The sequence below is a fragment of the Zestomonas ipomoeae genome (assembly GCF_057128665.1).
The window spans coordinates 205,694-229,080 of sequence record NZ_JBSKHQ010000002.1 but is presented as its reverse complement, the minus strand read 5'-3'; the positions used below and the strand labels follow the sequence as shown (position 1 = coordinate 229,080).

Sequence of the window (23,387 nt, the reverse complement as noted above, 5' to 3'; positions counted from 1 at the left end):
ACCTTTTTCTGCTCAGTGGTTACCCCATGCACGATGCCGATCACAGCCAGCGCTTTCTCTTCGACGACACGGACGTTCGCGGAGAAATGGCGAGCCTGGAGCACAGCTACGCCGAGGTGCTGGCCAAGCACCCCTACCCCGAGCCGGTCGCGCAGTTGCTCGGCGAGCTGCTGGCCGCCGCCTCCCTGCTGGTCGGCACCCTCAAGTTCGATGGGCTGCTGGTGCTGCAGGCGCGCTCGTCCGGCGCCGTGCCGCTCTTGATGGTGGAGTGCTCCAGCGAGCGTGAGGTTCGTGGCATCGCCCGCTATCACGCCGAGCAGGTCGGCGCCGGTGCCACCCTGGCCGAGCTGATGCCCGAGGGCGTGCTGACCCTCACCGTCGACCCTCGCCAGGGTCAGCGCTACCAAGGCATCGTCGCCCTCGAGGGGGCCAGCCTGGCCGAGTGCCTGAGCGGCTACTTCGCCAGCTCCGAGCAATTGCCGACGCGCTTCTGGCTGCAGGCCGACGGCCGCCGCGCCCGCGGTCTGTTGCTGCAGCAGTTGCCCGCCGACCGCCTGAAGGCGTCAGAGGCCCGCGAAGCCAGCTGGCAGCACGTGACCACCCTGGCCGATACGCTTACCGCCGAAGAGCTGCTCGGGCTGGACAACGCCACCCTGCTGTATCGCCTCTACCATGAAGACCCCGTGCGCCTGTTCGACCCGCAGCCGCTGCAGTTCCGCTGCAGTTGCTCGCGCGAGCGCTCCGCCGGGGCGCTGGTCAGCCTGGGCCAGGGCGATGTCGAGCAACTGCTCGAAGAGCACGAAGGCGCGGTGGTGATCGACTGCCAGTTCTGCAACCAGCGCTACCGCTTCGACGCCGCCGACGTGGCGCAATTGTTCGCCGGTGGCGGCAGCCAGGCACCGTCCGCTACCCGCCATTGAAAGCGCAACGGCGAAGTGAACCTTTGGCCAGACCAGAGGTTCCTACCCAGCGCGGCCTTTTCTGGCATAATCGCGCGCACTTTTTCCGCTGTAGCGAATTTTCGGGTTCGCTACAAAACGTTTGGAGGCTCGGCATTTTGCCGACGGGGGACCCCACATGACGCAAGTCAAAAACGCCGTGTACACCGATATCAGCGCCGCTCAACTGATCGAAGAGGCCCTGCGCCGCGGTGAAGGGGAGCTGGCCGCCAACGGTTCGCTGGTGGTGAAAACCGGCCATCGCACCGGTCGTTCCCCGGCCGACCGCTTCATCGTCGAAGAGCCGAGCACCCAGGGCGCCATCGCCTGGGGTCCGATCAACCGGCCGTTCCCCGCCGACAAGTTCGATGCCCTCTGGGCGCGTGTCGAAGCCTATATCGGCGAGCGCGACCGTTTCGTTTCCCACGTCCATGTAGGCGCCGACCCGCAGCACTACCTGGCGGTCAAGATGACCACCGAGACGGCCTGGCACAACCTGTTCGGCCGCTGCCTGTTCATCAACCCGGAAACCTTCAATCCGGCGTCCAAGAGCGAGTGGTTGATCCTCAACGCGCCGTTCTTCGAGTGCGTGCCCGAGCGCGACGGCACCAACTCCGATGGCTGCGTGATCATCAACTTCGCCGCCAAGAAGGTGCTGCTGGCCGGCATGCAGTACGCCGGCGAAATGAAGAAGGCCATGTTCTCCGTGCAGAATTTCCTGCTGCCCGAGCAGGACGTGCTGCCGATGCACTGCGCCGCCAACATGGGCGAAGAGGGCGACGTGACGCTGTTCTTCGGCCTCTCCGGTACCGGAAAGACCACCCTGTCCGCCGACGAGAGCCGCTACCTGATCGGCGACGACGAGCATGGCTGGGGCGTCGGCAGCGTGTTCAACATCGAGGGCGGTTGCTACGCCAAGTGCATCGACCTGTCCGAGAAGAACGAGCCGGTGATCTGGAAGGCCATCCAGTTCGGCGCCGTGCTGGAAAACGTCGTGCTGCATCCTGAGACCCGCCTGCCCGACTACGCCGACAGCACCCTCACCCAGAACACCCGCGCCGCCTACCCGCGCGAGCTGATCGAGAAGCGCGTGGCGGACAACCGTGCCGGCGAGCCCAACGCGGTGATCTTCCTCACCTGTGACCTCACCGGGGTGCTGCCGCCGGTGTCGATCCTCAACAACGAGCAGGCCGCCTACCACTTCCTCTCCGGCTACACCGCGCTGGTCGGCTCCACCGAGATGGGTTCCGGCGGTGGCATCAAGTCCACCTTTTCCACCTGCTTCGGCGCGCCGTTCTTCCCGCGTCCGGCCGGCGAATACGCCGAACTGCTGATCAAGCGCATCAACGGCTTCGGCTCCAAGGTCTATCTGGTCAATACCGGCTGGACCGGCGGCGGCTACGGCGTCGGCAAGCGCTTCAACATTCCCACCACCCGTGGTGTGATTGCAGCGATCCAGAGCGGCGCACTGATCGGCACCGAGACCGAACACCTGCCCATCATCAACCTGGACGTGCCCAAGGCCGTGCCGGGCGTCGAGACCAACCTGCTCAACCCGCGCAACACCTGGGAAGACAAGAACGCCTACGACGAGGCTGCCAAGGCCCTGGCCCAGCAGTTCATCGACAACTTCAAGAAGTTCGATGTCTCCGACGCCATCAGGAACGCCGGCCCGCAGCTGTAAGTTGCGCATCGCGTGGAACGAGCCGCCTTCGGGCGGCTTTTTCATGCCCGGCAATGGATCGAAATTGGCGATAGCTACCATCAGCAAAGACACATGGATTCGGCGGCTACGCGGGGCATAGCATGGCGACCTCATTTTCCAGTGCCAGCGGAGTCATGCCATGCATATTCAAGAAGCCATCCAGAGCCGTCGCGCGGTCAAGGTCTACGACAGCGCTTTCCAGCTCAGCCGCGAAGAAAAGGACGAACTGCTGCAACTGGCCTTGCTGGCCCCGTCGGCCTTCAATCTGCAGCACGTGCGACTCGTCGAGGTCAGCGACCCGGCCCTGCGTGCGCATATCCGCGAAGTGGGCTGGAACCAGGCACAGATGACCGACGCCTCGATGCTGGTGGTGGTCTGCGCCCAGCTCGACAGTTGGGAAAAGAACGTCGCTCGCGTCTGGCAGGGCGCGCCTGCCGACGTACAGGACTTCATGGCCGGTGCCATCGACAACTACTACCGCGACAAGCCGCAGGTCCAGCGCGACGAAGTCATGCGCAGCGCCGGCCTGGTGGCCCAGACCCTGATGCTCGCCGCCCGCGGCAAGGGCCTGGACTCCTGCCCGATGGACGGCTTCGACTTCGACGCGGTCGGCAAGCTGATCAACCTGCCGGACAACCATGTCATCGCACTGATGGTCGCGGTGGGCAAGCGCGCCGCCGAGCCCAAGCCGCGGATCGGCAAGCTGCCGTTCGACGAGGTGGTCGTTCGCGATCGCTTCTAGGCAAGCCGCAAGGCGAGGCTCGTTCTCCCAGGCGCGGGCTCTGCCCGGGCAGCCACGCTGTGCCTGTCATCTCTCTGCTCTCGGCGCGCAGCAGGCGGGGCGTCGATGCAGCCATGTCGCGAGCAGTGCCAGGCCGTACATCGGCACGCCAAAGGCGACGATGGCCAGCAATACGGCCTCCGGCTCTGGCAGGCGGGCGACCAGGATGGCGCCGCCCAGGTTGCGCGTCAGTATGATCAGTTGCGGGTTGCCGCCTTTCACCGAGCCACTGAACAGGCTGGCGCTCAGCATCGAGGCGATGGGCACCGAGGCGATTAGTAGCAGCTCGGCCTGCTTGGCCAGGTGCGGTAGGGTCAGAAGAGCGATCAAACCGATCAGACCCAGCACGGCTACGTTCGCCAAGCGTTCCAGCGGTACCGTGATCGATCGGCTGAAGTCGGGTGCCCGGTGTTTCAGCGCGCGACCGATACCGTAGGGCAATGCCTGGCCGAGCAGGCAGAGCAGCAATACCTTGCCGAGTAGAGGCGCGCCGGGGCCGTCGCCGCCGATCAAGGTAACGCCAGCCGGGACCAGCAGGATCGCCAGCAGGCAGCTACCAATGACCAGTCGTGCCGCCTGCTCGCCATTGCCTCCGGCCATGCGGTGCAAGGCTGCCCCCGAGGTGCCGAACCCCGCGCCGATGCACAAGACCAGGCCCTGTAGGAGGCTGGGTTCGACACCGTGCCAGGCCACCAGTGAAAGCCCGAACCAGGGCGCCAGGTAACCCAGCAGCGCCGCCTGGTGCCAGCCGCTGGCGCCAGGTTTGCCGGCGGACTCGCTCATGCCCAGGCTGACCATCACCAACCAGGTGTTGATCAGCGCAAAACCATCCAGCGCGCTGCTCACGCCAGGCCCGGTAGGCTGGCCGCCGGTTGTGTGCGCAGATGGCGAAGCAGCTCGGGCAGTAGATGGGCTGCATCCCGCCCTGCCCCGCGCAGGGTGGCCGAAGCCAGGTTGCGCTGCATTGGCTGGCCGACGAAGAACAGCCCCGGCACCTCTCGGGTGCGGCCGTTGCGCTGCAGCAGCCGGCCATCTGTGTCCTGTACCGGCAGGCCATCGAGGAACGGTAGGTTGGGTCGGTAGCCGGTGGCGAAGATCAGCGCGTCGACGCGCTCATGCTCACCATCCTCCCAGATCACCCCGTCCGCAGTGATCCGCTGGAACATCGCCCGCTGGGCGACCAGGCCCTCGCGCAGGGCGCGCTTGTAGCGGCCGTCATCCAGCACTGGAGTGCTCTGGTCCTTGAACCAGCGGCTGTTGTCGAGCCCGCTCAGCCGCAGCCAGAAGTGGATGTCCTTGCCCAGCAAGCGCTGCGGGCTGAACCTGACTTTCTCGCGGGTCGCCAGCGTCACCTGTGCAACCTGGGCCAGCTCGTAGGCGATCTGCACCGCCGAGTTGGCCGCGCCGACCACCACTACGCGTCGTCCCTGCAAGCCTTGCGGGTTCCGGTAGTCGCGGCTGTGCAGGCGCAACCCCTGGAAGTCCTCCAGCCCGGGGATGTCCGGCGTGTAGGGCCGGCTGAAGGCGCCGGAGGCCACCACCAGCGCCTGGCAGCCGAAGACCTCGCCGTTGGCGCTGAACAGACGGAACCCATCGGCTTCGCGGAGTACCGTGTCGACGCGGCAATTCAGGTGAATCGGCAGGTCGAAATGCTGGGCATAGTGCTCCAGGTAATGCGTTACCTCATCCCGGCGCGGGTAGTGGTGCGCGGGGCCGGGAAAGGGCAGGCCGGGCAGCGAGGAATAACCGGCCGGGGAGAACAGCCTGAGGCTGTCGTAGTAGTGTCGCCAGTTGCCACCCGGCCGATCGCCCGCCTCCAGAATTCGAAAGTCCAGCCCCTGGCGCTGCAGGTGCCAGCCCATGGCTAGCCCGGCTTGCCCGGCACCGATGATCACGACCTGATGATGTTCTTCATTGTGCATATATGCGCCCCTATGCATGTATCGCCGCAAAAAATAGACCCGAGTCAGCCGGGCCCGCCGGGACAACAGAACGAAGCGATGCGCTTGCACTGCTGCAGGATGATTTCCAGGCGCGCGACTATCGCCGGGCCGTCCACCTCGTAGAACACCTGGCGACCCTCCTTGGCGGTGCGCAGGATGCCGGCGTCCAGCAGGGTCTGTAGATGGCGCGAAACCACCGAGCGTTCCTGCGGCAGGCCGGCCGCGATCTCGCTGACGTCGGCGCGGCCGAGTAGCATCACGCGGCGGAGCACGCCGACCCGCGAGGGCTCGCAGAGGGCCTTGAAGAAAGTGCTGTCGAGCGTCTCGATGGCGGCGTCGACGGCACGTTGTCGGCTGGCTGGCTGATCGTTCATGGTGGCGACTTTATGTGCGCGACAATGCACATGTCAACGGCGGTTCGGCAAATAGTCATTGTCTGGTCGCGGTGGATGGCCGAGCATGGCGGGCTCGTCTGCCATCTCAGTCAACGGAGTGACCGCCATGGTCCAGCAAAGCCTGCAAGACGTCTTCGGCTATTCGCACTTCCGCCCCGGCCAGGAGGCCACCGTCGCCGCTGTGCTGGCGGGCCGCTCGGCGGCGGCGATCTTCCCTACCGGCTCGGGCAAGTCGCTGTGCTATCAACTGCCGGCCCTGCACCTGCCGCACCTGACCCTGGTGGTCTCGCCGCTGCTGGCGCTGATGCAGGACCAACTGGCGTTCCTGCACAAGCACGGCATCGCCGCCGCCAGCATCGACTCGGCGCAGAGTCACGAGCAGGTCGCCGCGACCATGGCCAAGGCCAGGTCCGGTGAACTGAAGATTCTGATGATCTCGGTGGAGCGGCTGAAGAACGAGCGCTTCCGCCACTTCATCGCCCAGGTGCCGATCTCCCTGCTGGTGGTGGACGAGGCCCACTGCATCTCCGAGTGGGGCCACAACTTCCGGCCCGACTACCTCAAGCTGCCGGACTACCAGCGCCAGTTCGGCATTCCCCAGGTGCTGCTGCTGACCGCCACCGCCACGCCGCCGGTGATCGCCGACATGCGCGCCAAGTTCGCCATCGCCGCCGAGGACGTGATCACCACCGGCTTCTACCGCCCCAACCTCAACCTGCTGGTGGAGCCGGTGCGCGGCCGCGACAAGCAGCAGCGGCTCGCCGACTGGCTGGCACCGCGCGTCGGCCAGCCGAGCATCGTCTACGTCACCCTGCAGAAGACCGCCGAGCAGGTGGCCGAGCGCCTGAGCCAACGCGGCATCCCGGCCAGCGCCTATCACGCCGGCATGCCCCACGAGCAGCGCGAGGCGCTGCAGCGTCAGTTCATGGGCGGGCGGGTGAACTGCATCGTCGCCACCATCGCCTTCGGCATGGGCATCGACAAGAGCGACATTCGCAACGTGGTGCACTTCGACCTGCCGAAATCCATCGAGAACTACAGCCAGGAGATCGGCCGCGCCGGGCGCGATGGGCAGCCCTCCGATTGCCTGGTGCTGGCCAACCGCGACAGCCTCAACGTGCTGGAGAACTTCGTCTACGGCGACACTCCGGAACGGGAGGGCATTCGCTGCGTGCTCGACGAACTGCTCGCCGCCAGCCGGGACGGCCAGTGGGAGCTGCTGCTCAATGCGCTCTCCGAGCAGAGCAACATCCGCCAGTTGCCGCTGAAGACCCTGCTGGTGCAGCTCGAACTGCGCGGCATCATCGCCCCGCGCTTCTCCTACTTCGCCGAATACCGCTTCAAGTACCTGATCGAGCCCGAGGCGCTGGTGGCCCGGTTCGATGGCGAGCGACGTCAGTTCGTCGAGGCCATCGTGCAGACGTCCGCCCGCGCACGGACCTGGTGCACGCTGGATTTCGACCTGCTCTATCGGCAGCACCAGGCCGAGCGCGCCCGGGTGGTGAAGGCGCTGGAGTACTTCCAGGAGCAGGGCTGGATCGAGGTGGAAAGCAAGCAGATGACCGAGGTCTACGAGGTGCTGCGGCCTGATTTCGATCCGGCGGCCCTCGCCGAGGAACTGCATGGCCACTTCCGGGACAAGGAAGCCAGCGAGATTGGCCGCATCCAGGCCATGCTGGCGCTGTTCGCCAGCGAACAGTGCCTGAGCCGGCGCCTGGCGGACTACTTCGGCGACCGGCAGGCGCCGGAGCGCTGCGGCCATTGCTCGGTATGCCGCGGACAGCCGGCGCACCTGCCGGAACCGCCCGCCCTGCCGCCGCTGGCTGGTCAGGACGCCACGGCCCTGTGCGCCGCCTTCGTCGCGCGGCATCGCGAGCACAAGGGGATCTCGCCCAGCGCCGAATGCCTGACCCGCTTCCTCTGCGGTATTGCCGTGCCCTTGTTCACCAAGCTCAAGGCGCGCAGCGTGCCGGGGTTCGCCGCGTTGGAGAACTACCCCTATGCCGAGGTGCGGGATTGGGTGCGGCGGACTGCCCCGGATTGCGCTGGCGCTTATCCGGGCTACGGGCTTCGTCAGTAGCGCCGGCCCCTACGCTCCACAAGCCCGACAACGACCTGGCCGCAACTGCGGCCGCTTCGTCGCCCTGAACGACTTGGCTGTGGCCGCCCAGGCCGATCAGACATGCAGTAGCCGGCGCACTTCCGACCGCGCGCCGGTGCTGATGAAGGGGCTGAAGCGAACGAACAGCTCGCCCAGTTCGGCGCCGAGGCGTGCGATGAATGCGGCGTCCTGGGCTGCGATCTGCAGTTCGTTGGCCACGGTCAGCTCGCAGAAGTCGCCGAGCAGGGCGTCCTCTAGGGGATAGGTCGAGCCGGCGAAACGGTCGCGGAAAAGCACCGGTGCCTCGCGGCCTATACAGGGCCAGGTCGTGTCCCGGTCGCAAGCGCAGTAGTGGTAGACGATGGCCTCGGCCTCGATGCCGATCAGCGCGGCGATGCGCGCCCGGCCATCTCGGCCGACCAGGGCCTGGTTGAACCCAGCGGTGCCGTAGGCAGCGTGGAACAGGCCGGCATCGGCCAGCGCGGGTCGGGCGCCCCAGTCCAGCAGCAGTCGACGGGTGCCGTCCAGATGGTCGATCAGGCTGCCGTTGAGGTGGGCGAACTCGCCCGCGCCGAGCTGCCGAAGTGCCTGGAAGCGCGGGTCGTCATCCATAAGGCCTCCGTGGCCGTGGTGTGGCCTGGTTGGGGGATGGGTGCTGTCGCGCAGGCTCATGCCGGGCCTTCGCCGGGCGGCGTTCGCTTGCTGCGCCAGTAGACTGGCCGTGCGACCTTGCGCGGTTTGCGCCGGGTCAGCAGGGCCACCAGCAATTCGAACAGCGCCAGCACGACCCAAGCCAGCAACTCCAGGATCAGCGAGGCCAGCGTGGCCAACGCCTCCAGCGCGGTCAGCGCCTGGCCGCCGGCACCGAAGAGGGCGGCGATGGCTTCGACAAGGGCAGTGAACAGGCCGATGACGGCTTCGACCAGGGCCGCGATCAGCGCGAACAGTGCCTCGATCATGGCAGCGGTTCCGCACGCTGCACGCGGCTACGCACCTCCATCAGCGCGAAGCCCAGCAGATTCTGCCCCGGCCAGAGCCGAGGCTGGCGCGCCGCCGGGTCGTCGGCGGCGAGGCCGATGCCCCAGATGGCGTCCACGGGGCTGGCTTCCACCAGCACGCGGTTGCCGGTATCGAGGAGAAAGGATTCCAGCGCGGGGTTCTGCGTGAACTTGCCGAGGTTGGCGGCAACCACGATCTCGAAGCAGTGCGCCTCCCAGGTCTGGGCATCGAAGCCTCGGACCTGGCGGCCGAGTTGCTTGGCCTCGGCGGGCGACTGCGCCGCCAGGATGCGGGCGAGCGTGGAGGCGTCGCCGAACAGGCGGGCCTTGCCGGCCATCATGAAGTGCTCGGCGGTCCCGTAGGCCTGGCCATCGATACGGAAGGGCGCTTCGTACCACTGGCTCAGGCAACTGGCGGAGGTGCCCGACTTCGGCTTCCTGTGTCCCCAGAAGAACAGGTATTCCACGGGCTCGCCGCGGTCCAGGCGCTCGATCAGCGCGTCCTTGCTTTTGATATCCACCGGCTGCATCCGTTTGCGTGAAAAGGCGCCAGTGTAGGCCAGGGCGCGGCGGTGGGGCGAGGACGCGCTCGCGTTTTGCCGACGTAAACTCAGGGCTGGACGAGGTTGATCAGGTTGCCGCAGATGTCTTCGAACAGCACCGCGGTGACCGGCCCCTGGCGTTGGGGGACGCCGCGAAAGGTCACCCCCAGCCCCTTCAGCCGGCGGTGCTCGGCCTGGATGAACGCGGTGGCGGCGATCTTCGCGTCGAACAGCGCCTTCTGGTGGATCTGCGAGGCGCGAAAGCCCGTCGGCTCCAGCACCAGCTCGACCCCCTGCACGCCCTCGGGGGCGGTCACCGGCAGCCAGCGATAACCGCCCAGGGGCTGGTCCGCGTGTTTGTCGAAGCCGAGCGCCTGGGTGTAGAACTGCAGGGCCTTGTCCCGATCGTCGACCAGCATGCTGGCGAGCCTGATTTGCATGGGACCTCCTTGACCGAAGCGGCGGGCCGCGCCGGCCCGCTCGACTGAGCGCCTAGGAAAATACCGGTCAGTCTGTTCGTGGTTCAGCTCGCTTCGATGGTTTCAACATTGCCGTCCAGTGCCATCAGCAGGGTCTCGATCTCCAGGCTCGGGTGAGCCTTGGCGATCATGCCGCGAAGTGTGCGCAACTGGTCGGCATGGGTGGCTTTCTCCTGTTGCGGGTCCTGGGTGTGCTCGGGACCGAGAATGACCTTGTAGGCGCCGCAGTCGCGATGGTCGAGGATGATCACCCGGCGGATGGCGTGCAGCTGGATGGCGATATCCAGGTGTTGCCAGAAGGTTTTGTTCCACGCCGGGTACTTGTCGGTGATCGCGCCCAGGGAGGCGCCGGCCAACACGATATGGTCGTACTTGTCGCGCAGCCCGCGGCCGCTCATGTAGCGTTCGATCTCGTCCATCAGGCGGAAGTCCATGCAGCTGAGCAGCAGCGCCTCGGTGTTGCCGGCCGCGCGGGCCCTGGGCACTCCGGAGGTGACCGCCAGCAGGCTGGCGCCGGCACCGAGCGCGGCAAGTTGCAGGAACCGGCGGCGATTGCCGGGCTGTTTGAGGGTATCGCTTTCCATGTGGGTCACTCCTGAATAGTCCGTCGGGGGCAAGGGGGTCGCCCTGCCGAAACCGCCGCGCAGGCGCGGCGTAGGACTTAGTCAGGTGCAGGCGGACATTTATCCGGGGCTCTGCGATTTGCGCCATGGGCTTTATGGCGAGATGTTGCCGACGTCCCGGTGAAACTGATCCATCGCATGCTGCGAAATGGCCATCGCTTCGGGAAACCCCTGTTGGCTGGCCGTTTCACACCTGCGCCAGGCAATGATGTGGTCGACCTTGGTCTAGATGCCCAAACCGAGCATGGTGCACAGGCGTATCGCGCTGGCCAGCGACTGGCGATAGGCCAGGTACTGGTACTCGTTGAGCACGGCATTCACCTCGGCCGAGGTCGTGGCTTTGTCCAGCTTCGCGGTCGCGGCGCGATAGTCGGACCGCGTCTGGCTATCTTCAAGGGCGGCGAAGTTGTCCGCCGACCGGAAATAGGCCTAGGCGATTTGGAATTTATCGGGCTGCTGCTCGGCCGAACTCGGCGCGGTCGTAAGGAGGGTGGCGACAGCCAAGAGTACGGCGTAGCGAGTGCGTACGTTCATGAGTGCGTTCCGAAAAGCCGAGTGATGAACTGTTCGGGCGTCCAGGCCTTGAGATCCGAAACCTGCCCGTCGCCGAGTTCGATCAGCCGCAGGCGCCCTTGGCGATCCTCGACGACGTCGACGGAGAAGAACGGGCTGTCGATTCTTTCGGCGATGCTCGTCACCAATTGCGGAACCTCGCCATGGCGGGCGTACGGGCGGCTCTTGAAAACGAAGTAGCGCTCCTCCGTCTCCGTGCGGAGTTCCTCCCGTTCGCGGATGCAGACGCCGCCTTCGATCCCGCCGCGAAATTGCTCGATGAGACCAACGACTTCCGCGATTTCATCAAGGTCGGCAGCCATTGAGCCGCGCGAAGTGGTGAGGGATTTCACGTAGTCCTTCACGAAGTAGCCTTGCCACTTTCGGCCAGCGAGCGCTGCGGCGTAGTCCCGGTGGGCATCCGGAAAGACGGTCTCCGGGGTCCAGTCGGTGCAGAGGGGATACCACTCCGGAAGATGATGGCAATGGCGGTACTGTGCTGCGGTGGTGAGCATCGTGGCGGTGCATCCTGCCACCGCCAGATGCAATTGCGCATAGGTGTCGGGCGTCAGCATCCAGCCGCGATAGATGACCTCGCTTCGCTCAGGAACCGGCGGATAGGCCCTGAAATTACCCTGCTCGAAATCGTCCATGGAGAACAACGAGCAGCGAATGCCGTTTTGCCGTGCGGCCCGGTACTCCGCCTGGTAAGCCGCGTCTGGCTCCCTGGGGTGGAGTGGATCACTGGGGTAGAGAAGGTGCATCCCTGTAGGTCTCTCTGGTTTTGGTAGCTTGCAGGTGCCGTCTGGGACGGTACGTGAAGTCGCGAGCGAAGGCCAGGCAGGGCTCACTCGGGCCCAACCCGCCGCTGAGCCAGCGCCCGCTCGATCCGCGCGATAAACCTACGCGTTTCTGGGAAAGGTGTTCGCTGCCGTGCAGGGAGAGCACGCGCAGCCGGCAGCGCGGGGCGCGGCGCCGAGGATGGCGGTCTTCAATACCCGTCGCACGGGCCGCCACATCACCAGCCGATCGACCCACCAGGGCGAGCCGAGCGAGGTCACCGCCAGCATCTCGCAGCCCATGCAGTCTCGGCTTGATTGGCCAGCAACCGTTCGACCTGCCCGGCGACGTCCTCCACGGCATAGGGGCCGGCGTAGTAGCTGGCCCGCTCGGTGGCGTTCAGCGCCGGTTGGAAGTGCTTGGCGTAGACGTCACGTGGTGCCTGTGCCGACGCAGCGTGGCGACGATGCGCTCGGTCAGGCCGGCGCACAGGCTCGCGGAAAGCGGGTGGGCTTTGACGACCCGGCAACGCATCAGCTCTCGTGCCCTTGTTTCTGCAGCGCACGCTCTATGGCATTCAGGAAATGCCGTTCGGCCTCCCAGGGGCCGCTTTTTGCGTAGCGAGTGCCGACAGGACTGTCGCGTCGCACGTAGTCGGCAAGTTCGTCATAGGTGAGCAGGGCCGTGGTGCCGCCGCAAACCCCTGGAGTGATTTCGTACTCCGAGAAGATGAACTCGATGCCGGCCTCGCGGATGAAAAAGCGTGGCAGGTACTGCGGGCGGTAGAGGCTGTCTTCAAGAATCGCATCGCAGGTTTTGAGCACTTCCCTGGCGATCAGTGCTTTCACGCCTTGCTGGGCATTGCGCCGGGCATCGAACACGTCGAAGAAGTCGAGGATCGTCTGCGAGCGAAGGTCCACGTTGATGGCGGCCAGCGAGGTATTGCCATTCGCCGCCCCCTTGTAGAACGCGTACTGCTCCACCTTGATGCTGAGCACCGATTCGTCTTGGACCCCGGGCTCATAGGCGAACTGGTAGTCGAGCAGGCTTGGGTCCAGATAACCCAAAGCCATCTCCTCGAGCTCGGCATTCAGAGAGGCGTACAGGTCATTCGGGTAGTAGTAGACCAGTTGAGGGTAGCGGCCCTTGATCGTGCCGCCTTCCTGCAGATAGTTGTTCCCGGTTCGCTCGGCGATCTGCTCGGCGGACAGCTCCACGCCTTCCAGCACTACCTGTCGGCGCAGGTGATCGACAACCTTGATGGAGACATAGGACACGATGGGCAGGGCGAACGCCCAGACGGCCAGGTAATAGCTGATGGCAGTCATCTTGGCAGGCAAGGTCCAGGCCTTCCATTGCTTCGAACTCGGCATCCATTTCATTGCGCGCTCTCCTGACCTCGGGGCGGCAATGCTAGCAGAGCCTACGGCCGGCGCGGGATCACCTGGCGCGCAGCGTGGCTGGGGGCGCTAGTGCCGGCGCAGGCAGTGATGGACGTCCCACCGGGTCCAGGGCGCGGCTCGTGCCACTCAGCCCCGGCCCACCTCCCACTCGGTCTTGCCCAACCACTCCCCGAACGCCGCCGGCGCCAGCGGTTTGCTCAGTAGGTAGCCCTGGGCGATATCACAGCCGAGTGCGTCCAGACGTTCCAGAACCTCGGTGGTCTCCACGCCCTCGGCGACGATCTTCAGGCCCATGTTATGGCCGAGGTCGATGGTGGAGCGCACGATGATGTCGTCGTCGGGGTTGCTCAGCAGGTCCTGGATAAAGGACTTGTCGATCTTCAGTTCGTGCACCGGCAAGCGCTTGAGCTGGGCCATAGACGAGTAGCCGGTACCGTAGTCGTCGATGGACAGGCGCACGCCCAACTGGCGCAGTTGTTCGAGCTGGCCCATGGCGAGTTCCGGGTCGGCCATCACCGCGCTTTCGGTGATTTCCACCACCAGGGTGGCCGGCGCCACCTGGTATTCGTCCAGTTGGGCGGCGATGTAGCCGGCGAACTGCGGGTCGGCCAGGTCGAGGGCGGAAATGTTGATGGCGGTCTTCAGGCCCAGGTCCTGATCGTGCCAGGCGCGGTTCTGCGCCAGCGCCGTGCGCACCACCCAGCGGGTGAGGGCGCAGACGTTGCCGGTCTGTTCGGCCAGCGGGATGAATTCGTCCGGCGGCACGAAGCCGTGCAGCGGGTGGATCCAGCGCACCAGGCATTCCACGCCGAGCAGGCGGCGCTGGGGAATATCCAGCTTGGGCTGGAAATACAGGCTCAACTGCCCATCGTCGATGGCGCTCTTCAGTTCGCTCATCAAGGCCAGGCGTACCAGGCTATGGCGGTCCAGTTCCGGGCGGTAGAGGGCGTAGGGCGAACGCTGCGCCTTGCCCAGGTACATGGCCACCTCGGCGTGCTGCAGCAGGGTGCCGGCGCTCTCGCCGTGGTCCGGATAGAGGGCGATGCCGAGGGTGGCATTGAGCGTCATGCTGATGCCGCGCACGTCGAAGGGCGTGGCCAGGGCGGTGCGATAGCGCTGGGCGGCCTGGATCACCGCGTTGGGCGTGGTGCGCGGTAGCAGCAGGGCGAATTCGTCGCCGCCCAGGCGCGCCAGTTGCTCGCCGTCGGCGAGCTGCCCGCCGAGGCGCGCCGCCAGCTGGCAGAGCAGGCTGTCGCCGGCGTCGTGGCCGAGGGTGTCGTTGAGGTCCTTGAAGTTGTCCAGGTCCATCAGCAGCACCGCCACGCAGTCGCCGGGGCGGGCCGCGTCCAGGGCCAGCTCGATCTCGGCGAGGAAGCGGTTGCGGTTGGGCAGTTCGGTCAGCGGGTCGCGGTAGGCGAGGAAGCCGATGGTCGCCTCGCGCTCGGCGATGCCCTGCTGCATGGCGACGAATTCGCGGGCGAGCAGGCCCACTTCGCCGGCTGCGCGGGTCTCCATCGGCGCACGATAGTCGCCGGCGGCGATGCGGCGCACGCTCTCGACCATGCGCGTCAGTGGCCGGCTTACCGTATTGGCGATCCACAGCGCCCCCAGCCCGGCCAACAGCAGGGCGGCGGCGAAGATCGCGGCGAGCTGCCATTGCAGCGGCTGGTAGTCGGCCAGCGCGGCGGACAGCGAGCGCAGCAATAGCACCTGCAGCTCGCCGCCGGTGCCGGCCAACGGGGCGCGGAAGGCGACACGCTCGTCCTGTTGCAGGTCGAGCAGGAACACCCCCTCGCCATCGGGAATGTCCAGCCCGCTCAATTCCGCCCGCGCCACCGGCGCCAGGTTGCTGGCCAGCACCCGGTAGGCGCCGGCGCTGCCGGTGAGCAGCGCCACGTCCGCACCGCTCAGCTCGGCCAGGTGGCCGGCGGCGGTATCGTCGATGGCGAAGCCCATCACCAGCCAGCCGAGCAGGTTCGGGCGCGGCGCGAAGATCGGCGTGACGTTCACGTGCAGCACGGTATCGCCCAGCACCACCAGGCGCTCGCCGCTCTGTGGGTCGCCGAGGCCGAGCAGCTCCGGCCACGGCAGCTCGGCGCCCGGCAGCAGCACGCCGCTGGTGCCGGCGAGGATGCGCCCCTCGGGCGCGCTGACCAGGGCGAAGCTGGCATCGCTGCGGGCGGCGAACGACTCCAGCGCGGCGGACAGCGATTGCGCTTCCTGCTCCGGACTGCCCAGCAGGTCGGCGATTTCGCCGAGCAGGGTGAAGTCCTTGGCGATCAGGTCGGCCATGGCACTCTGTGCCTGGCGCCGGCCCTGCAGCTCATTGGCCAGCACCACATGGGCGAAGCTCAGTTGGCCGCGAATCTGCGCCAGCGTGTGGGCATAGGTGGAGCGGTAGACCAGCGCCAGCAGCAAGGCCATGACGATCAGCAGCATGGCCAGGAAGAAGGCGAGGATCTTGCCGCGCAGGCTCATCGCACGTAGCCGCCCTTGCCGCGGGGAATGTCCTTCGGCGGTTTGCCGCGCGGGTCGCGCTTGAGCGACTCGCTCAGGCGGATGCGCAGCGAGGTCTCGCCGGCCAGGTCGCGAGCCAGGCTCGCGGGCGCATCGGCGACGCGCGGGTGCCAGACCTGCACCCGTTGGCCCGCGGCCGGCTCGTAGTCCAGCCGGGCGCGACCGCTCTGATCGGTCTGGGCGAACCAGGGGGTTTCCAGCACCAGCACGAAGCCGAGCATCCAGTCGTGGATATTGCAGCCGAGAGTGACCAGACCGGGCTGGTCGAAACGCACCTCCTGGGCTTGATCGCCCTGGTGATGCAGGCGCAGCTCGAAGCGCTTGGCCGGGGAGAACGAATAGACGTGGTGGTTGATCGGGTCCGAGTTGGGAAACACCACCGTGGTGCCCACCTGCACCGGCAGGATGTACGGCTCGAACAGCCGGCGCTTCTGGTCCATCACCGCCGTGCCGGGCGCGGCCTGTTGCGGCCCCGGCTCGATCCACACCACTGCCTCGGGCAGCGGCTTGCCCTTGTGGTCGAGTAGTTCCACTTCCAGGCTCGCGGCCTGGGCGGCGGACCAGAGAACCGCCGGCAGCATCGCCAGCCATGTGCGTACCTTCATAACCACCTCGCCGCAACGACCGCTTGGCTGAGTATAGGAAGGTCTTCGTGGATTTCTGGCGGATGGCCAGCAGGGCGATGGTTGGTTCGGTTGCATAGGTGAGCCGAGCGTTGTTCAGGCGGCGGGCTGGGCTGTTCGGCGCGGGACCCCGCGCACAACTCAACGACGGGCCTCTGGCGCTGGCGGCTAGCCGTACCGGCGACGCGGCGTCAGCCAGGAATGCTCGCAGCTACTGCAATATGGCGCCGTGCTCAGCGCCGGCCGGCAATAGCTGTTCGAGCGGCTGGCCAATTGACGCGAGCGGCGAAGCCAGGTGGACTTCTGCCGCCTCGCCAGGCATGTTCTAGCGACTGTCCGATTGGCTCATCCATCCGTCACTGCTCTTGTCGGCTGGATTGCACGCCCGGCTTCCGTTCCGGAGCCCCGCGCTCGCCCGCTCGGATCAGCGCCCACGAACCAAGCAAACGAAACCCAGGTTGTGCATCGATGACCGGCGAGCACCATTGGCAAGGCGAAATCTGGCTGGCACGGGACTACGGCCTGTTCGCCGGGGAGAGCGGGCACACCCGCGTGCATCGGCATTATGCGCATCAGGTCATGCTCGCGGCGGCCGAACCGCTGCGCCTGCGGGTGGAAGGCGAGGTGCTGAGCGGGCGTTGCCTGCTGGTGGAGTCCCAGCTCAGCCATGCCTTCGACGACGCCCGCCAGCCGCTGCTGGCAGTCTACGCCGAGCCTCTGGCCTTCGCCCCCGAGGCATTGCACCTGGCCGTGGCCGAGTGCGAAACGAGTCTGCCGGCCCTGGCGCAGTGCCTGGCCGCGCTGCCTCGGCGGCCGCTGGACCCGCGGCTGCAGCGGGCGCTCGAGGCCGTGGACGGCTTGCTGGCGGGCAAGGTCAGCGCGCAGGCCCTGGCAAACCAGGCCAATCTCTCTCTCAGCCAGTTGGAGCGTCTGTTCGGCCAACAGGTCGGACTCTCCGTGCGGCGTCTCGTCTTGTGGCGCCGGCTGCACCGGGCCCTGGCGCTCGCCCTGCAAGGGCTGAGCCTGACCCAGGCCGCCCATGATGCCGGCTTCGCCGATTCGGCCCACCTCTCCCGCAGCGTGCGCAGCCTGTTCGGCATCCGCGCCGACCTGAGCCTGCCGCACCTCCGGCTACGGCTGCTCGACTGATGCTGGGGGCGTCCGACGGAATGGCGCTGCCAATTGCTCAAGGTAGGCGACCGGATACTCCGGCTGGTCGCCGATGCCCAGGTCCTGGCTGTCCAGTCGCTGCCCCGGCTGGTAGCGCACGGTGCCGAGCAGCCGGTCCCAGACGCTGAAGAACAGCGCGAAGTTCACGTCGCCTGCGGTGCCCTTGACGTGGTGGAAGCGATGCACCGGTGCCCAGGCGAACAGATGGCGCAGTGCGCCGATGCGCATGTCCACGTTGCTGTGCTGGAGCAGCAACTGGATGACCACCGCAAAGGCCAGCAGCGTCGCCAGCGTCTGCGGCAGCCCGAGCAGCACCAGCGGCAGGATGCCGGCCATCGCCTCCAGCGTCTGGTGCAGCGGGTGCTTCATCAGCCCGTTGAAGCCGTACAGCCGCTGCACGCTGTGGTGCACCGCGTGCAGTCGCCAGAGCAGCGGCTGGCGGTGGCTGGCGTAGTGCATCAGCGTCACGCCGAGGTCCGCCAGCGCCACCGCCAGCAGCAGTTGCAGCCAGAGCGGCCAATCGGTCGGCCACAGCGCCAGCGCCGGCACGCTACCCGCCAGCAGGGGCACCGCGAACACGCCCAGGCCGTTCAGCGCTTCGTTCACCGCCGCATGCAGCGCATCGCGCCAGCGGTCGCCGCGCGGGCGGTTCCAGTCCCGTTGGTAGGGCAGCAGAGCTTCGGCGAGAAAGGACAGGGCCACTGCCGCCAGCAGCAGCGGCAGCAACCAGCCGGCGGCGGTCTGTCGATAGCCGACCAGCCAGGTGGCCAGGGCGACGAAGCCGAACAGCATTGCAGGTGCATAAAGGATGCGGACGAGCTTTCGCATGGGGCAAGTCTCCAGAAAAAGGACACTGCCAGACTCGCGCGACCGCCGGGGGGAGGGATTGAATAAATGGCGCAAAGAAGAGAAGAGCGGGATGTGGCGAGCTCGTGGGCGGGATGCGCGGCCTCGCCCATTCGCTACATGGCGCCATCGGCCGACCGTCCCTGCCTGGGCGCGGCCGATGGACCCGCCGGGTCACTCCTTGGTGTACACCGCCAGGTAGGTAATGGTGGGCTTTCCGAAGCCCATGCAGCCCGGCTGCTGAATCTGGAACACGGAGTGGAACTTGTAGCCCTCGGCGGCGTGAGCGGTGAAGCGCTTCTCCAGATTGGCGATCGATTTGTTGGAGAACTCGGCACCTATGGATTCGATTTTGTACTGCATGGCTGCTCCTTCTTGCATGAGAGATCGGTGCCACCTGCGCCGGGACGGCACCGTGACAACCTGTTCATCGTGAGTCGTATGCCCTTGCCCAGGCCGTGTTCCCGAATGGCCAACTCGCTGTAGTGCGAGCAGCTGGGGTCGAACACACACCTGTTACCGATCTTCTGCGGGCGAATGCGCCGATAGAGGCGCAAGGACAAAACGGCGAGTTTCACACCGGCCGGCTTCTGCGGAATGGGGAGGGCGTGAATTTCCTTGTCCAACGCGGTGGAGCCGGTCAGTTGCCGTTCCAATGAGGGGCGAAGCTGCTCGTCGACATTGAATTCGAAGCTTGCATTGCTTGGATCGAACGGGGTCAAGCGGTCTCGTCCTTGATTGGCGGCTGCGACTAGGGGCGCAAGCCCGGTGCTGTGGGGCGGTTCCGGAAGATACGGTTTTTCAGGGGCGAAAGGAAGCGAGCCGTAGTCTCCAGCGGATGCCCTTCAGAGACCCTGAACGCCGTGTTCATTCCCGCCCGACGGCCAGGATCTCCCCGATCAACCACTGCAACGCCGCATCCCGCGCGCGCTGGGCCGGGCTGACGATTTCCAGGTGGAAGGGGTCGAGGCGGAAGGGCAGGTCGAACAGTTGCAGGGGCAGCAAGCCGGCGAAGTGGCGAGCGAGCTGGCGGGGCAGCACGGCGACCAGGTCGGTGGCGGCGACGACATGGGCGGCCTGCAGGTAGTTGGGCGTGGTGTACACGACCTGGCGCTCAAGGCCCTGTTCGCCCAGCCACTGGTCGACCATGCCCTTGGTCTGGCCGCCCTGCACCCACAGGTGGCGCAGGCGCAGGAAGCCTTCGAGGTCGGGTTGGCCGCCAAGCAGCGGATGGTCGCGGCGGGCGGCCAGCTGCAGGGTTTCGCTGGCCCAGGGGTGGCGCTGGAAGCGCGGCGGCACGTCGAGGAAGCGGCCGAGGGCGAGGTCGATCTCGCCCTTGTCGAGGGCATCGGTGGGCAGCGTGGGGCTGAGGTGGCGCACCGAAAGTTCGATGCCAGGCGCCTGTTCGACCAGGCGGCGCAGCAGGCTGGGCATGCAGATCAGCTCGACGTAGTCGGTCAGGGCGACGGTGAAGCGCTGGCGACTGCGCGCCGGGACGAAACCTTCGCCCTCGTTGAGGCTCTGTTCTATCTGGCGCAATGCCGAACGGATCGGCGCTTCCAGCGCCAGCGCCCGTGGGGTTGGCTGCATGCTTCGGCCAACCCGCACCAGCAGCGGGTCGTCGAGCAATTCGCGCAGGCGGTTGAGGGCGTTGCTCACCGCCGGTTGGCTGAGGGACAGGCGTTCGGCGGCGCGCGAGACATTGCGCTCGCGCAACAGGGTGTCGAGTACCCGCAGCAGGTTGAGGTCGAAGGTGGAGATATTCATCGGCCCAATACGACGTATCACAACTCTAAATTTCAAAAATAGTAGCTGCTTTCTTATCGTGACTGCCGATTTTGCTCCGTGCATAAGGGGAACGATTATGAGCCTATCCGTCTCACCGCAGGTCGCCAGCGCGGCCGTCATTGGCGCCGGCACCATGGGCCGCGGCATCGTCATGAGCCTGGCCAACGCCGGTATCCGCGTGCGCTGGCTGGACACCGACTCGCAAGTGCTCGACCAGGCACTGAGCGCCGTCGCCGCCACCTACGCCCACGGCGTGCGCCAGGGCCGCATCAGCCAGGAACAGGCGGATGCCCGCTATGGGGGTATCGAGGCGGTGGCGGACTACCCGGCGCTGGCGGACGTCGACCTGGTGATCGAGGCGGTGTACGAGAACCTGGCGCTGAAGCAGGACATCTTTCGCCAGCTGGATGCCAGCGTGAAGCCGGCGGCGATCCTCGCCAGCAACACCTCGGCGCTGGACATCGACGCCATCGCCGCCGTCACCGGGCGGCCGGAGCAGGTGCTGGGCCTGCACTTCTTCAGCCCGGCGCACATCATGAAGCTGCTGGAAGTCGTGCGCGGCGCCAAGACCTCCCAGAGGGTACTGGACAGTGCGCTGGAGCTGGGCCGGCGCATGGGCAAGGTGGCGGTGGTGGCCGGCAACTGCCACGGCTTCATCGGCAATCGCATGTTGCACACCTATGTACGCGAGGCCCGCAGGCTGCTGCTGGAGGGCGCCTACCCGCAGCAGGTGGATGCCGCGCTACAGGGCTTCGGCTTCGCCATGGGGCCGTTCCGCATGTACGACGTGGTGGGCATCGACCTCGAATGGCGCGCCCGCGAGCTGGCCGGCCAGGGGGAGGACGCGCCCGAGGTGCAGGTGGATAACCGGCTCTGCGAACTGGGCCGCTTCGGGCAGAAGGCACAGAAGGGCTACTACCGCTATGCCGAAGGCAGTCGCCAGGCCGAACATGATCCGGAAGTGGATGCGCTGGTGCTGCGCGAGAGCGAACGGCTCGGCTTCCGCCGCCGCGAGATCGGCACCGAGGAAATCCTCGAGCGCGGCCTGCTGGCGCTGGTGAACGAGGGGGCGAAGACCCTCCAAGAAGGCATCGCTGCCAACAGCCATGACATCGATCTGGTGTACCTCAACGGCTATGGCTTCCCGGCGGACAAGCGCGGGCCTATGGCCTGGGCGGATGCCGAGGGGCTTTCGTCGATCCACGGGCGGTTGCTGGATTTGCAGGCGCGCTTCGGCGAGCACTGGCGACCGGCGGCACTGATCGAGCAATTGGCGTTTTCCGGCATGCACCTGGCCGACGTACGGGAGAGCCGCTGATGAGCTATCGAGCCCCCCTGCGCGACATGCGCTTCGTGCTGCACGAACTGTTCGATGTCACTGGCCATTGCGCGCTGCTGGACAACGGCCTGGACCGCGAGCTGATCGACGGTGTGCTGGAGCAGGCCGCCAGCTTCACCGCCAACGAAATCGCCCCGCTCAATCGCATCGGCGACGAAGAAGGCTGCCGCCTGGAGGATGGCCGGGTGAGCACGCCAACGGGCTTTCGCGAGGCTTATCGGCAGTACGTGGCGAACGGCTGGGGCGGCATGACCGGCCCTACCGAATACGGCGGCCAGGGTTTCCCGCAACTGGTCGGCTGGGCCTTTCACGAAATGCTGATGGCGGCGAACCTGTCCTTTCGCATCTATTCGGGACTTACCGAGAGTGCGGTGCTGGCGCTGTACAGCCATGGCAGCGAGGCGCTCAAGCGCGACTACCTGGCCAAGCTGGTCAGCGGCGAGTGGAGCGGCACCATGTGCCTCACCGAGCCCCAGGCCGGTACCGACCTGGCGTTGCTGCGCGCCCGCGCCGAACCCCAGGCGGACGGCAGCTACCGGGTCAGCGGCAGCAAGATCTTCATCAGCGGCGGCGAGCAGGACCTGACCGAGAACATCCTGCACCTGGTGCTGGCCCGCCTGCCCGACGCGCCGCCGGGGGTGAAGGGCATATCGCTGTTCCTGGTGCCGAAGTTCCTGCTGGATACCCAGGGCGCGCCGGGCGAGCGCAATGCGCTGTCCTGCGGGGCGATCGAGCACAAGATGGGCATCAAGGGCGCCGCCACCTGCGTGATGAACTTCGACGGCGCCCGTGGCTGGCTGGTGGGCGAGGCCAACCAGGGACTGGCCTGCATGTTCACCATGATGAACGACGCGCGCTTCCAGGTCGGCCTGCAGGGCATCGGCATTGGCGAGGCGGCCTTCCAGGGCGCCCTGCGCTACGCCCGCGAGCGCCTGCAATCCCGCGCCTTGAGCGGCCCGGCGGCGCCGCAGCAACCGGCCGACCCGATCATCGTGCATCCGGACGTGCGGCGCATGCTGCTGATCCAGAAGACCCTGGTGGAAGGCAGCCGCATGCTCGCCGGCTATATCGCCCGGCAACTCGACCTGGAGCACGGCCATCCGGACGCGGCGGCGCGCCAGGCGGCTGGCAAGCGCGCTGCGTTGCTGATCCCGATCATCAAGGCGTTCTGTACCGACCGCGGGCTGGAGTGCGCCAGCCTCGGCGTGCAGGTATACGGCGGGCACGGCTACATCCGCGAGTGGGGCATGGAGCAGCTGATGCGCGACAGCCGCATCACCCAGCTGTACGAGGGCGCCAACGGCATCCAAGCACTCGATTTGGTCCGCCGCAAGTTGCTGGGCGACGGCGGTGCCGAGCTGGCCGCGTTGCAGGCGGAATTCGCTGCGCAGTGCGAGGCGGCCATGGCCCGCCCGTCGCTGCGCGAACTGGCGCTGAAGGTGCAGGCGCGCCTCGGCGAATGGCGCGAGCTGGGCGCCCTGGTGCTCGCCGCCAGCCAGCGCGACCCCCAGGAAATCGGCGCCTGCTCGGTGGACTTCCTGCATTACTCGGGCTATGTGCTGTTGGCCGGTCTCTGGCTTCAGGCGGCCTCGAAGGCGCAGGATGCGCTGGAGCAAGGCAGCGATGAGGCGGCGTTCTACCAGGCCAAGCTGCAGAGCGCCGAGTTCTACCTGCGCCGGGTATTGCCCCGCGCCAGCGCGCACCGCGAAGCCATCGAAGGCGGCGCGCAGTGCCTGATGGCGATGGAGGAAGAAGCGTTCAGTGTGTGACCGGGCCAACCAGGGGAGCGCAGAACCGGCCCGAGGCCGATCCGCATTAACAACGAGAGCGATAGCCATTCGCTCTCTGGCTGCACCGCATCCAG

Annotated in this window: 23 protein-coding genes; 7 read left to right on the top strand and 16 right to left on the bottom strand. The window is 66.6% G+C overall.

Annotation, left to right across the window (positions count from 1 at the left end):
* Positions 1 to 26: 26 nt before the first annotated feature.
* The 3 genes from hslO (at position 27) to ACWKV7_RS04645 (ending at position 3,385) form a co-directional block, all read left to right on the top strand.
* Positions 27 to 920, top strand: coding sequence for an Hsp33 family molecular chaperone HslO (hslO, locus tag ACWKV7_RS04655; protein WP_483856478.1), 894 nt, complete (start codon positions 27 to 29; stop codon positions 918 to 920).
* Positions 921 to 1,077: 157 nt separating this feature from the next.
* Positions 1,078 to 2,622: a phosphoenolpyruvate carboxykinase gene (locus tag ACWKV7_RS04650; protein WP_483856477.1), complete on the top strand. Its 1,545-nt coding sequence runs from the start codon at positions 1,078 to 1,080 to the stop codon at positions 2,620 to 2,622.
* A gap of 160 nt (positions 2,623 to 2,782) precedes the next feature.
* Positions 2,783 to 3,385 (top strand): nitroreductase family protein, encoded by a 603-nt coding sequence (locus tag ACWKV7_RS04645; RefSeq protein WP_483856476.1) that lies wholly within the window; start codon positions 2,783 to 2,785, stop codon positions 3,383 to 3,385.
* A 66-nt stretch (positions 3,386 to 3,451) separates the two neighbouring features.
* On the opposite strand, the gene ACWKV7_RS04640 is transcribed toward ACWKV7_RS04645, so the two are convergent.
* From ACWKV7_RS04640 to ACWKV7_RS04630, 3 genes are read right to left on the bottom strand one after another with little or no spacing between them, the layout of a single operon-like run.
* The gene (locus ACWKV7_RS04640) at positions 3,452 to 4,270 is read right to left on the bottom strand and encodes a hypothetical protein (protein WP_483856475.1); all 819 of its coding nucleotides are present in this window, start codon (positions 4,268 to 4,270) and stop codon (positions 3,452 to 3,454) included.
* Entirely contained in the window at positions 4,267 to 5,346 is a 1,080-nt protein-coding gene (locus ACWKV7_RS04635; RefSeq protein WP_483856474.1) for a flavin-containing monooxygenase, read from the bottom strand. The genes ACWKV7_RS04640 and ACWKV7_RS04635 overlap by 4 nt, the downstream gene beginning before the upstream one ends.
* Before the next feature lie 44 nt (positions 5,347 to 5,390).
* Positions 5,391 to 5,741 (bottom strand): ArsR/SmtB family transcription factor, encoded by a 351-nt coding sequence (locus ACWKV7_RS04630; protein WP_483856473.1) that lies wholly within the window; start codon positions 5,739 to 5,741, stop codon positions 5,391 to 5,393.
* A gap of 127 nt (positions 5,742 to 5,868) precedes the next feature.
* Between ACWKV7_RS04630 and ACWKV7_RS04625 the strand changes: the two genes are divergently transcribed.
* Complete coding sequence (locus ACWKV7_RS04625) at positions 5,869 to 7,842, top strand: RecQ family ATP-dependent DNA helicase (RefSeq protein ID WP_483856472.1); 1,974 nt, start codon at positions 5,869 to 5,871, stop codon at positions 7,840 to 7,842.
* 96 nt (positions 7,843 to 7,938) lie between these two features.
* Here ACWKV7_RS04625 and ACWKV7_RS04620 read toward each other — a convergent pair whose 3' ends face one another.
* The 9 genes from ACWKV7_RS04620 to ACWKV7_RS04580 all read right to left on the bottom strand — a co-directional run bounded on the left by ACWKV7_RS04620 (position 7,939) and on the right by ACWKV7_RS04580 (position 16,362).
* Positions 7,939 to 8,475: a DUF6817 domain-containing protein gene (locus tag ACWKV7_RS04620; RefSeq protein WP_483856471.1), complete on the bottom strand. Its 537-nt coding sequence runs from the start codon at positions 8,473 to 8,475 to the stop codon at positions 7,939 to 7,941.
* A 56-nt stretch (positions 8,476 to 8,531) separates the two neighbouring features.
* A complete protein-coding gene (locus tag ACWKV7_RS04615; RefSeq protein WP_483856470.1) occupies positions 8,532 to 8,822 on the bottom strand; it encodes a hypothetical protein in 291 nt (96 codons plus the stop codon).
* Complete coding sequence (gene ybiA / locus ACWKV7_RS04610) at positions 8,819 to 9,382, bottom strand: riboflavin biosynthesis intermediates N-glycosidase (RefSeq protein ID WP_483856469.1); 564 nt, start codon at positions 9,380 to 9,382, stop codon at positions 8,819 to 8,821. Before ybiA ends, ACWKV7_RS04615 begins: the two co-directional genes overlap by 4 nt.
* Before the next feature lie 89 nt (positions 9,383 to 9,471).
* Positions 9,472 to 9,843 (bottom strand): VOC family protein, encoded by a 372-nt coding sequence (locus tag ACWKV7_RS04605; protein WP_483856468.1) that lies wholly within the window; start codon positions 9,841 to 9,843, stop codon positions 9,472 to 9,474.
* An 83-nt stretch (positions 9,844 to 9,926) separates the two neighbouring features.
* Complete coding sequence (locus tag ACWKV7_RS04600) at positions 9,927 to 10,466, bottom strand: carbonic anhydrase (protein ID WP_483856467.1); 540 nt, start codon at positions 10,464 to 10,466, stop codon at positions 9,927 to 9,929.
* 569 nt (positions 10,467 to 11,035) lie between these two features.
* On the bottom strand, positions 11,036 to 11,710 hold the full coding sequence (locus ACWKV7_RS04595) for an ATP-grasp domain-containing protein (RefSeq protein ID WP_483856466.1): 675 nt from the start codon (positions 11,708 to 11,710) through the stop codon (positions 11,036 to 11,038).
* A 660-nt stretch (positions 11,711 to 12,370) separates the two neighbouring features.
* Positions 12,371 to 13,219 (bottom strand): hypothetical protein, encoded by an 849-nt coding sequence (locus ACWKV7_RS04590; protein WP_483856465.1) that lies wholly within the window; start codon positions 13,217 to 13,219, stop codon positions 12,371 to 12,373.
* Positions 13,220 to 13,366: 147 nt separating this feature from the next.
* Positions 13,367 to 15,718 carry a putative bifunctional diguanylate cyclase/phosphodiesterase gene (locus ACWKV7_RS04585; RefSeq protein WP_483856464.1) on the bottom strand — a complete coding sequence of 784 codons (2,352 nt, stop codon included), beginning with the start codon at positions 15,716 to 15,718 and terminating at the stop codon, positions 13,367 to 13,369.
* Positions 15,715 to 16,362 (bottom strand): methylamine utilization protein, encoded by a 648-nt coding sequence (locus ACWKV7_RS04580; RefSeq protein WP_483856463.1) that lies wholly within the window; start codon positions 16,360 to 16,362, stop codon positions 15,715 to 15,717. Before ACWKV7_RS04580 ends, ACWKV7_RS04585 begins: the two co-directional genes overlap by 4 nt.
* Before the next feature lie 486 nt (positions 16,363 to 16,848).
* On the opposite strand from ACWKV7_RS04580, the gene ACWKV7_RS04575 reads away from it, so the two are divergent.
* Positions 16,849 to 17,529, top strand: coding sequence for a helix-turn-helix transcriptional regulator (locus ACWKV7_RS04575; RefSeq protein ID WP_483856462.1), 681 nt, complete (start codon positions 16,849 to 16,851; stop codon positions 17,527 to 17,529).
* Here the strand turns inward: ACWKV7_RS04575 and ACWKV7_RS04570 are convergent.
* From ACWKV7_RS04570 to ACWKV7_RS04555, 4 genes are all read right to left on the bottom strand, one after another.
* A complete protein-coding gene (locus tag ACWKV7_RS04570; RefSeq protein WP_483856461.1) occupies positions 17,512 to 18,378 on the bottom strand; it encodes a sterol desaturase family protein in 867 nt (288 codons plus the stop codon). The genes ACWKV7_RS04575 and ACWKV7_RS04570 overlap by 18 nt on opposite strands.
* 192 nt (positions 18,379 to 18,570) lie before the next feature.
* Positions 18,571 to 18,759 carry a hypothetical protein gene (locus ACWKV7_RS04565; RefSeq protein WP_483856460.1) on the bottom strand — a complete coding sequence of 63 codons (189 nt, stop codon included), beginning with the start codon at positions 18,757 to 18,759 and terminating at the stop codon, positions 18,571 to 18,573.
* Positions 18,735 to 19,118: a membrane protein insertion efficiency factor YidD gene (yidD, locus tag ACWKV7_RS04560; protein ID WP_483856459.1), complete on the bottom strand. Its 384-nt coding sequence runs from the start codon at positions 19,116 to 19,118 to the stop codon at positions 18,735 to 18,737. The genes ACWKV7_RS04565 and yidD overlap by 25 nt, the downstream gene beginning before the upstream one ends.
* A 145-nt stretch (positions 19,119 to 19,263) precedes the next feature.
* A complete protein-coding gene (locus ACWKV7_RS04555) occupies positions 19,264 to 20,163 on the bottom strand; it encodes a LysR family transcriptional regulator (RefSeq protein WP_483856458.1) in 900 nt (299 codons plus the stop codon).
* Positions 20,164 to 20,260: 97 nt separating this feature from the next.
* Between ACWKV7_RS04555 and ACWKV7_RS04550 the strand changes: the two genes are divergently transcribed.
* Together ACWKV7_RS04550 and ACWKV7_RS04545 are read left to right on the top strand one after the other, a co-directional pair.
* Positions 20,261 to 21,502: a 3-hydroxyacyl-CoA dehydrogenase gene (locus ACWKV7_RS04550; RefSeq protein WP_483856457.1), complete on the top strand. Its 1,242-nt coding sequence runs from the start codon at positions 20,261 to 20,263 to the stop codon at positions 21,500 to 21,502.
* Positions 21,502 to 23,292 carry an acyl-CoA dehydrogenase C-terminal domain-containing protein gene (locus ACWKV7_RS04545; RefSeq protein WP_483856456.1) on the top strand — a complete coding sequence of 597 codons (1,791 nt, stop codon included), beginning with the start codon at positions 21,502 to 21,504 and terminating at the stop codon, positions 23,290 to 23,292. Before ACWKV7_RS04550 ends, ACWKV7_RS04545 begins: the two co-directional genes overlap by 1 nt.
* The last annotated feature ends 95 nt before the right edge of the window (positions 23,293 to 23,387 follow it).

Bases quoted from the DNA above. Each gene is read 5' to 3' on its own strand.
- ACWKV7_RS04650 (WP_483856477.1), top strand. From the start codon at position 1,078: ATGACGCAAGTCAAAAACGCCGTGTACACCGATATCAGCGCCGCTCAA.
- ACWKV7_RS04580 (WP_483856463.1), bottom strand. From the start codon at position 16,362: ATGAAGGTACGCACATGGCTGGCGATGCTGCCGGCGGTTCTCTGGTCC.
- ACWKV7_RS04595 (WP_483856466.1), bottom strand. From the start codon at position 11,710: ATGGACGATTTCGAGCAGGGTAATTTCAGGGCCTATCCGCCGGTTCCT.
- ACWKV7_RS04575 (WP_483856462.1), top strand. From the start codon at position 16,849: ATGACCGGCGAGCACCATTGGCAAGGCGAAATCTGGCTGGCACGGGAC.
- ACWKV7_RS04625 (WP_483856472.1), top strand. From the start codon at position 5,869: ATGGTCCAGCAAAGCCTGCAAGACGTCTTCGGCTATTCGCACTTCCGC.
- ACWKV7_RS04605 (WP_483856468.1), bottom strand. From the start codon at position 9,843: ATGCAAATCAGGCTCGCCAGCATGCTGGTCGACGATCGGGACAAGGCC.
- ACWKV7_RS04630 (WP_483856473.1), bottom strand. From the start codon at position 5,741: ATGAACGATCAGCCAGCCAGCCGACAACGTGCCGTCGACGCCGCCATC.
- ACWKV7_RS04600 (WP_483856467.1), bottom strand. From the start codon at position 10,466: ATGGAAAGCGATACCCTCAAACAGCCCGGCAATCGCCGCCGGTTCCTG.
- ACWKV7_RS04620 (WP_483856471.1), bottom strand. From the start codon at position 8,475: ATGGATGACGACCCGCGCTTCCAGGCACTTCGGCAGCTCGGCGCGGGC.
- ACWKV7_RS04565 (WP_483856460.1), bottom strand. From the start codon at position 18,759: ATGCAGTACAAAATCGAATCCATAGGTGCCGAGTTCTCCAACAAATCG.
- ACWKV7_RS04550 (WP_483856457.1), top strand. From the start codon at position 20,261: ATGAGCCTATCCGTCTCACCGCAGGTCGCCAGCGCGGCCGTCATTGGC.
- ACWKV7_RS04615 (WP_483856470.1), bottom strand. From the start codon at position 8,822: ATGATCGAGGCACTGTTCGCGCTGATCGCGGCCCTGGTCGAAGCCGTC.
- ACWKV7_RS04635 (WP_483856474.1), bottom strand. From the start codon at position 5,346: ATGCACAATGAAGAACATCATCAGGTCGTGATCATCGGTGCCGGGCAA.
- ACWKV7_RS04585 (WP_483856464.1), bottom strand. From the start codon at position 15,718: ATGAGCCTGCGCGGCAAGATCCTCGCCTTCTTCCTGGCCATGCTGCTG.
- ACWKV7_RS04555 (WP_483856458.1), bottom strand. From the start codon at position 20,163: ATGAATATCTCCACCTTCGACCTCAACCTGCTGCGGGTACTCGACACC.
- ACWKV7_RS04570 (WP_483856461.1), bottom strand. From the start codon at position 18,378: ATGCGAAAGCTCGTCCGCATCCTTTATGCACCTGCAATGCTGTTCGGC.
- ACWKV7_RS04545 (WP_483856456.1), top strand. From the start codon at position 21,502: ATGAGCTATCGAGCCCCCCTGCGCGACATGCGCTTCGTGCTGCACGAA.
- ACWKV7_RS04590 (WP_483856465.1), bottom strand. From the start codon at position 13,219: ATGAAATGGATGCCGAGTTCGAAGCAATGGAAGGCCTGGACCTTGCCT.
- hslO (WP_483856478.1), top strand. From the start codon at position 27: ATGCACGATGCCGATCACAGCCAGCGCTTTCTCTTCGACGACACGGAC.
- ACWKV7_RS04645 (WP_483856476.1), top strand. From the start codon at position 2,783: ATGCATATTCAAGAAGCCATCCAGAGCCGTCGCGCGGTCAAGGTCTAC.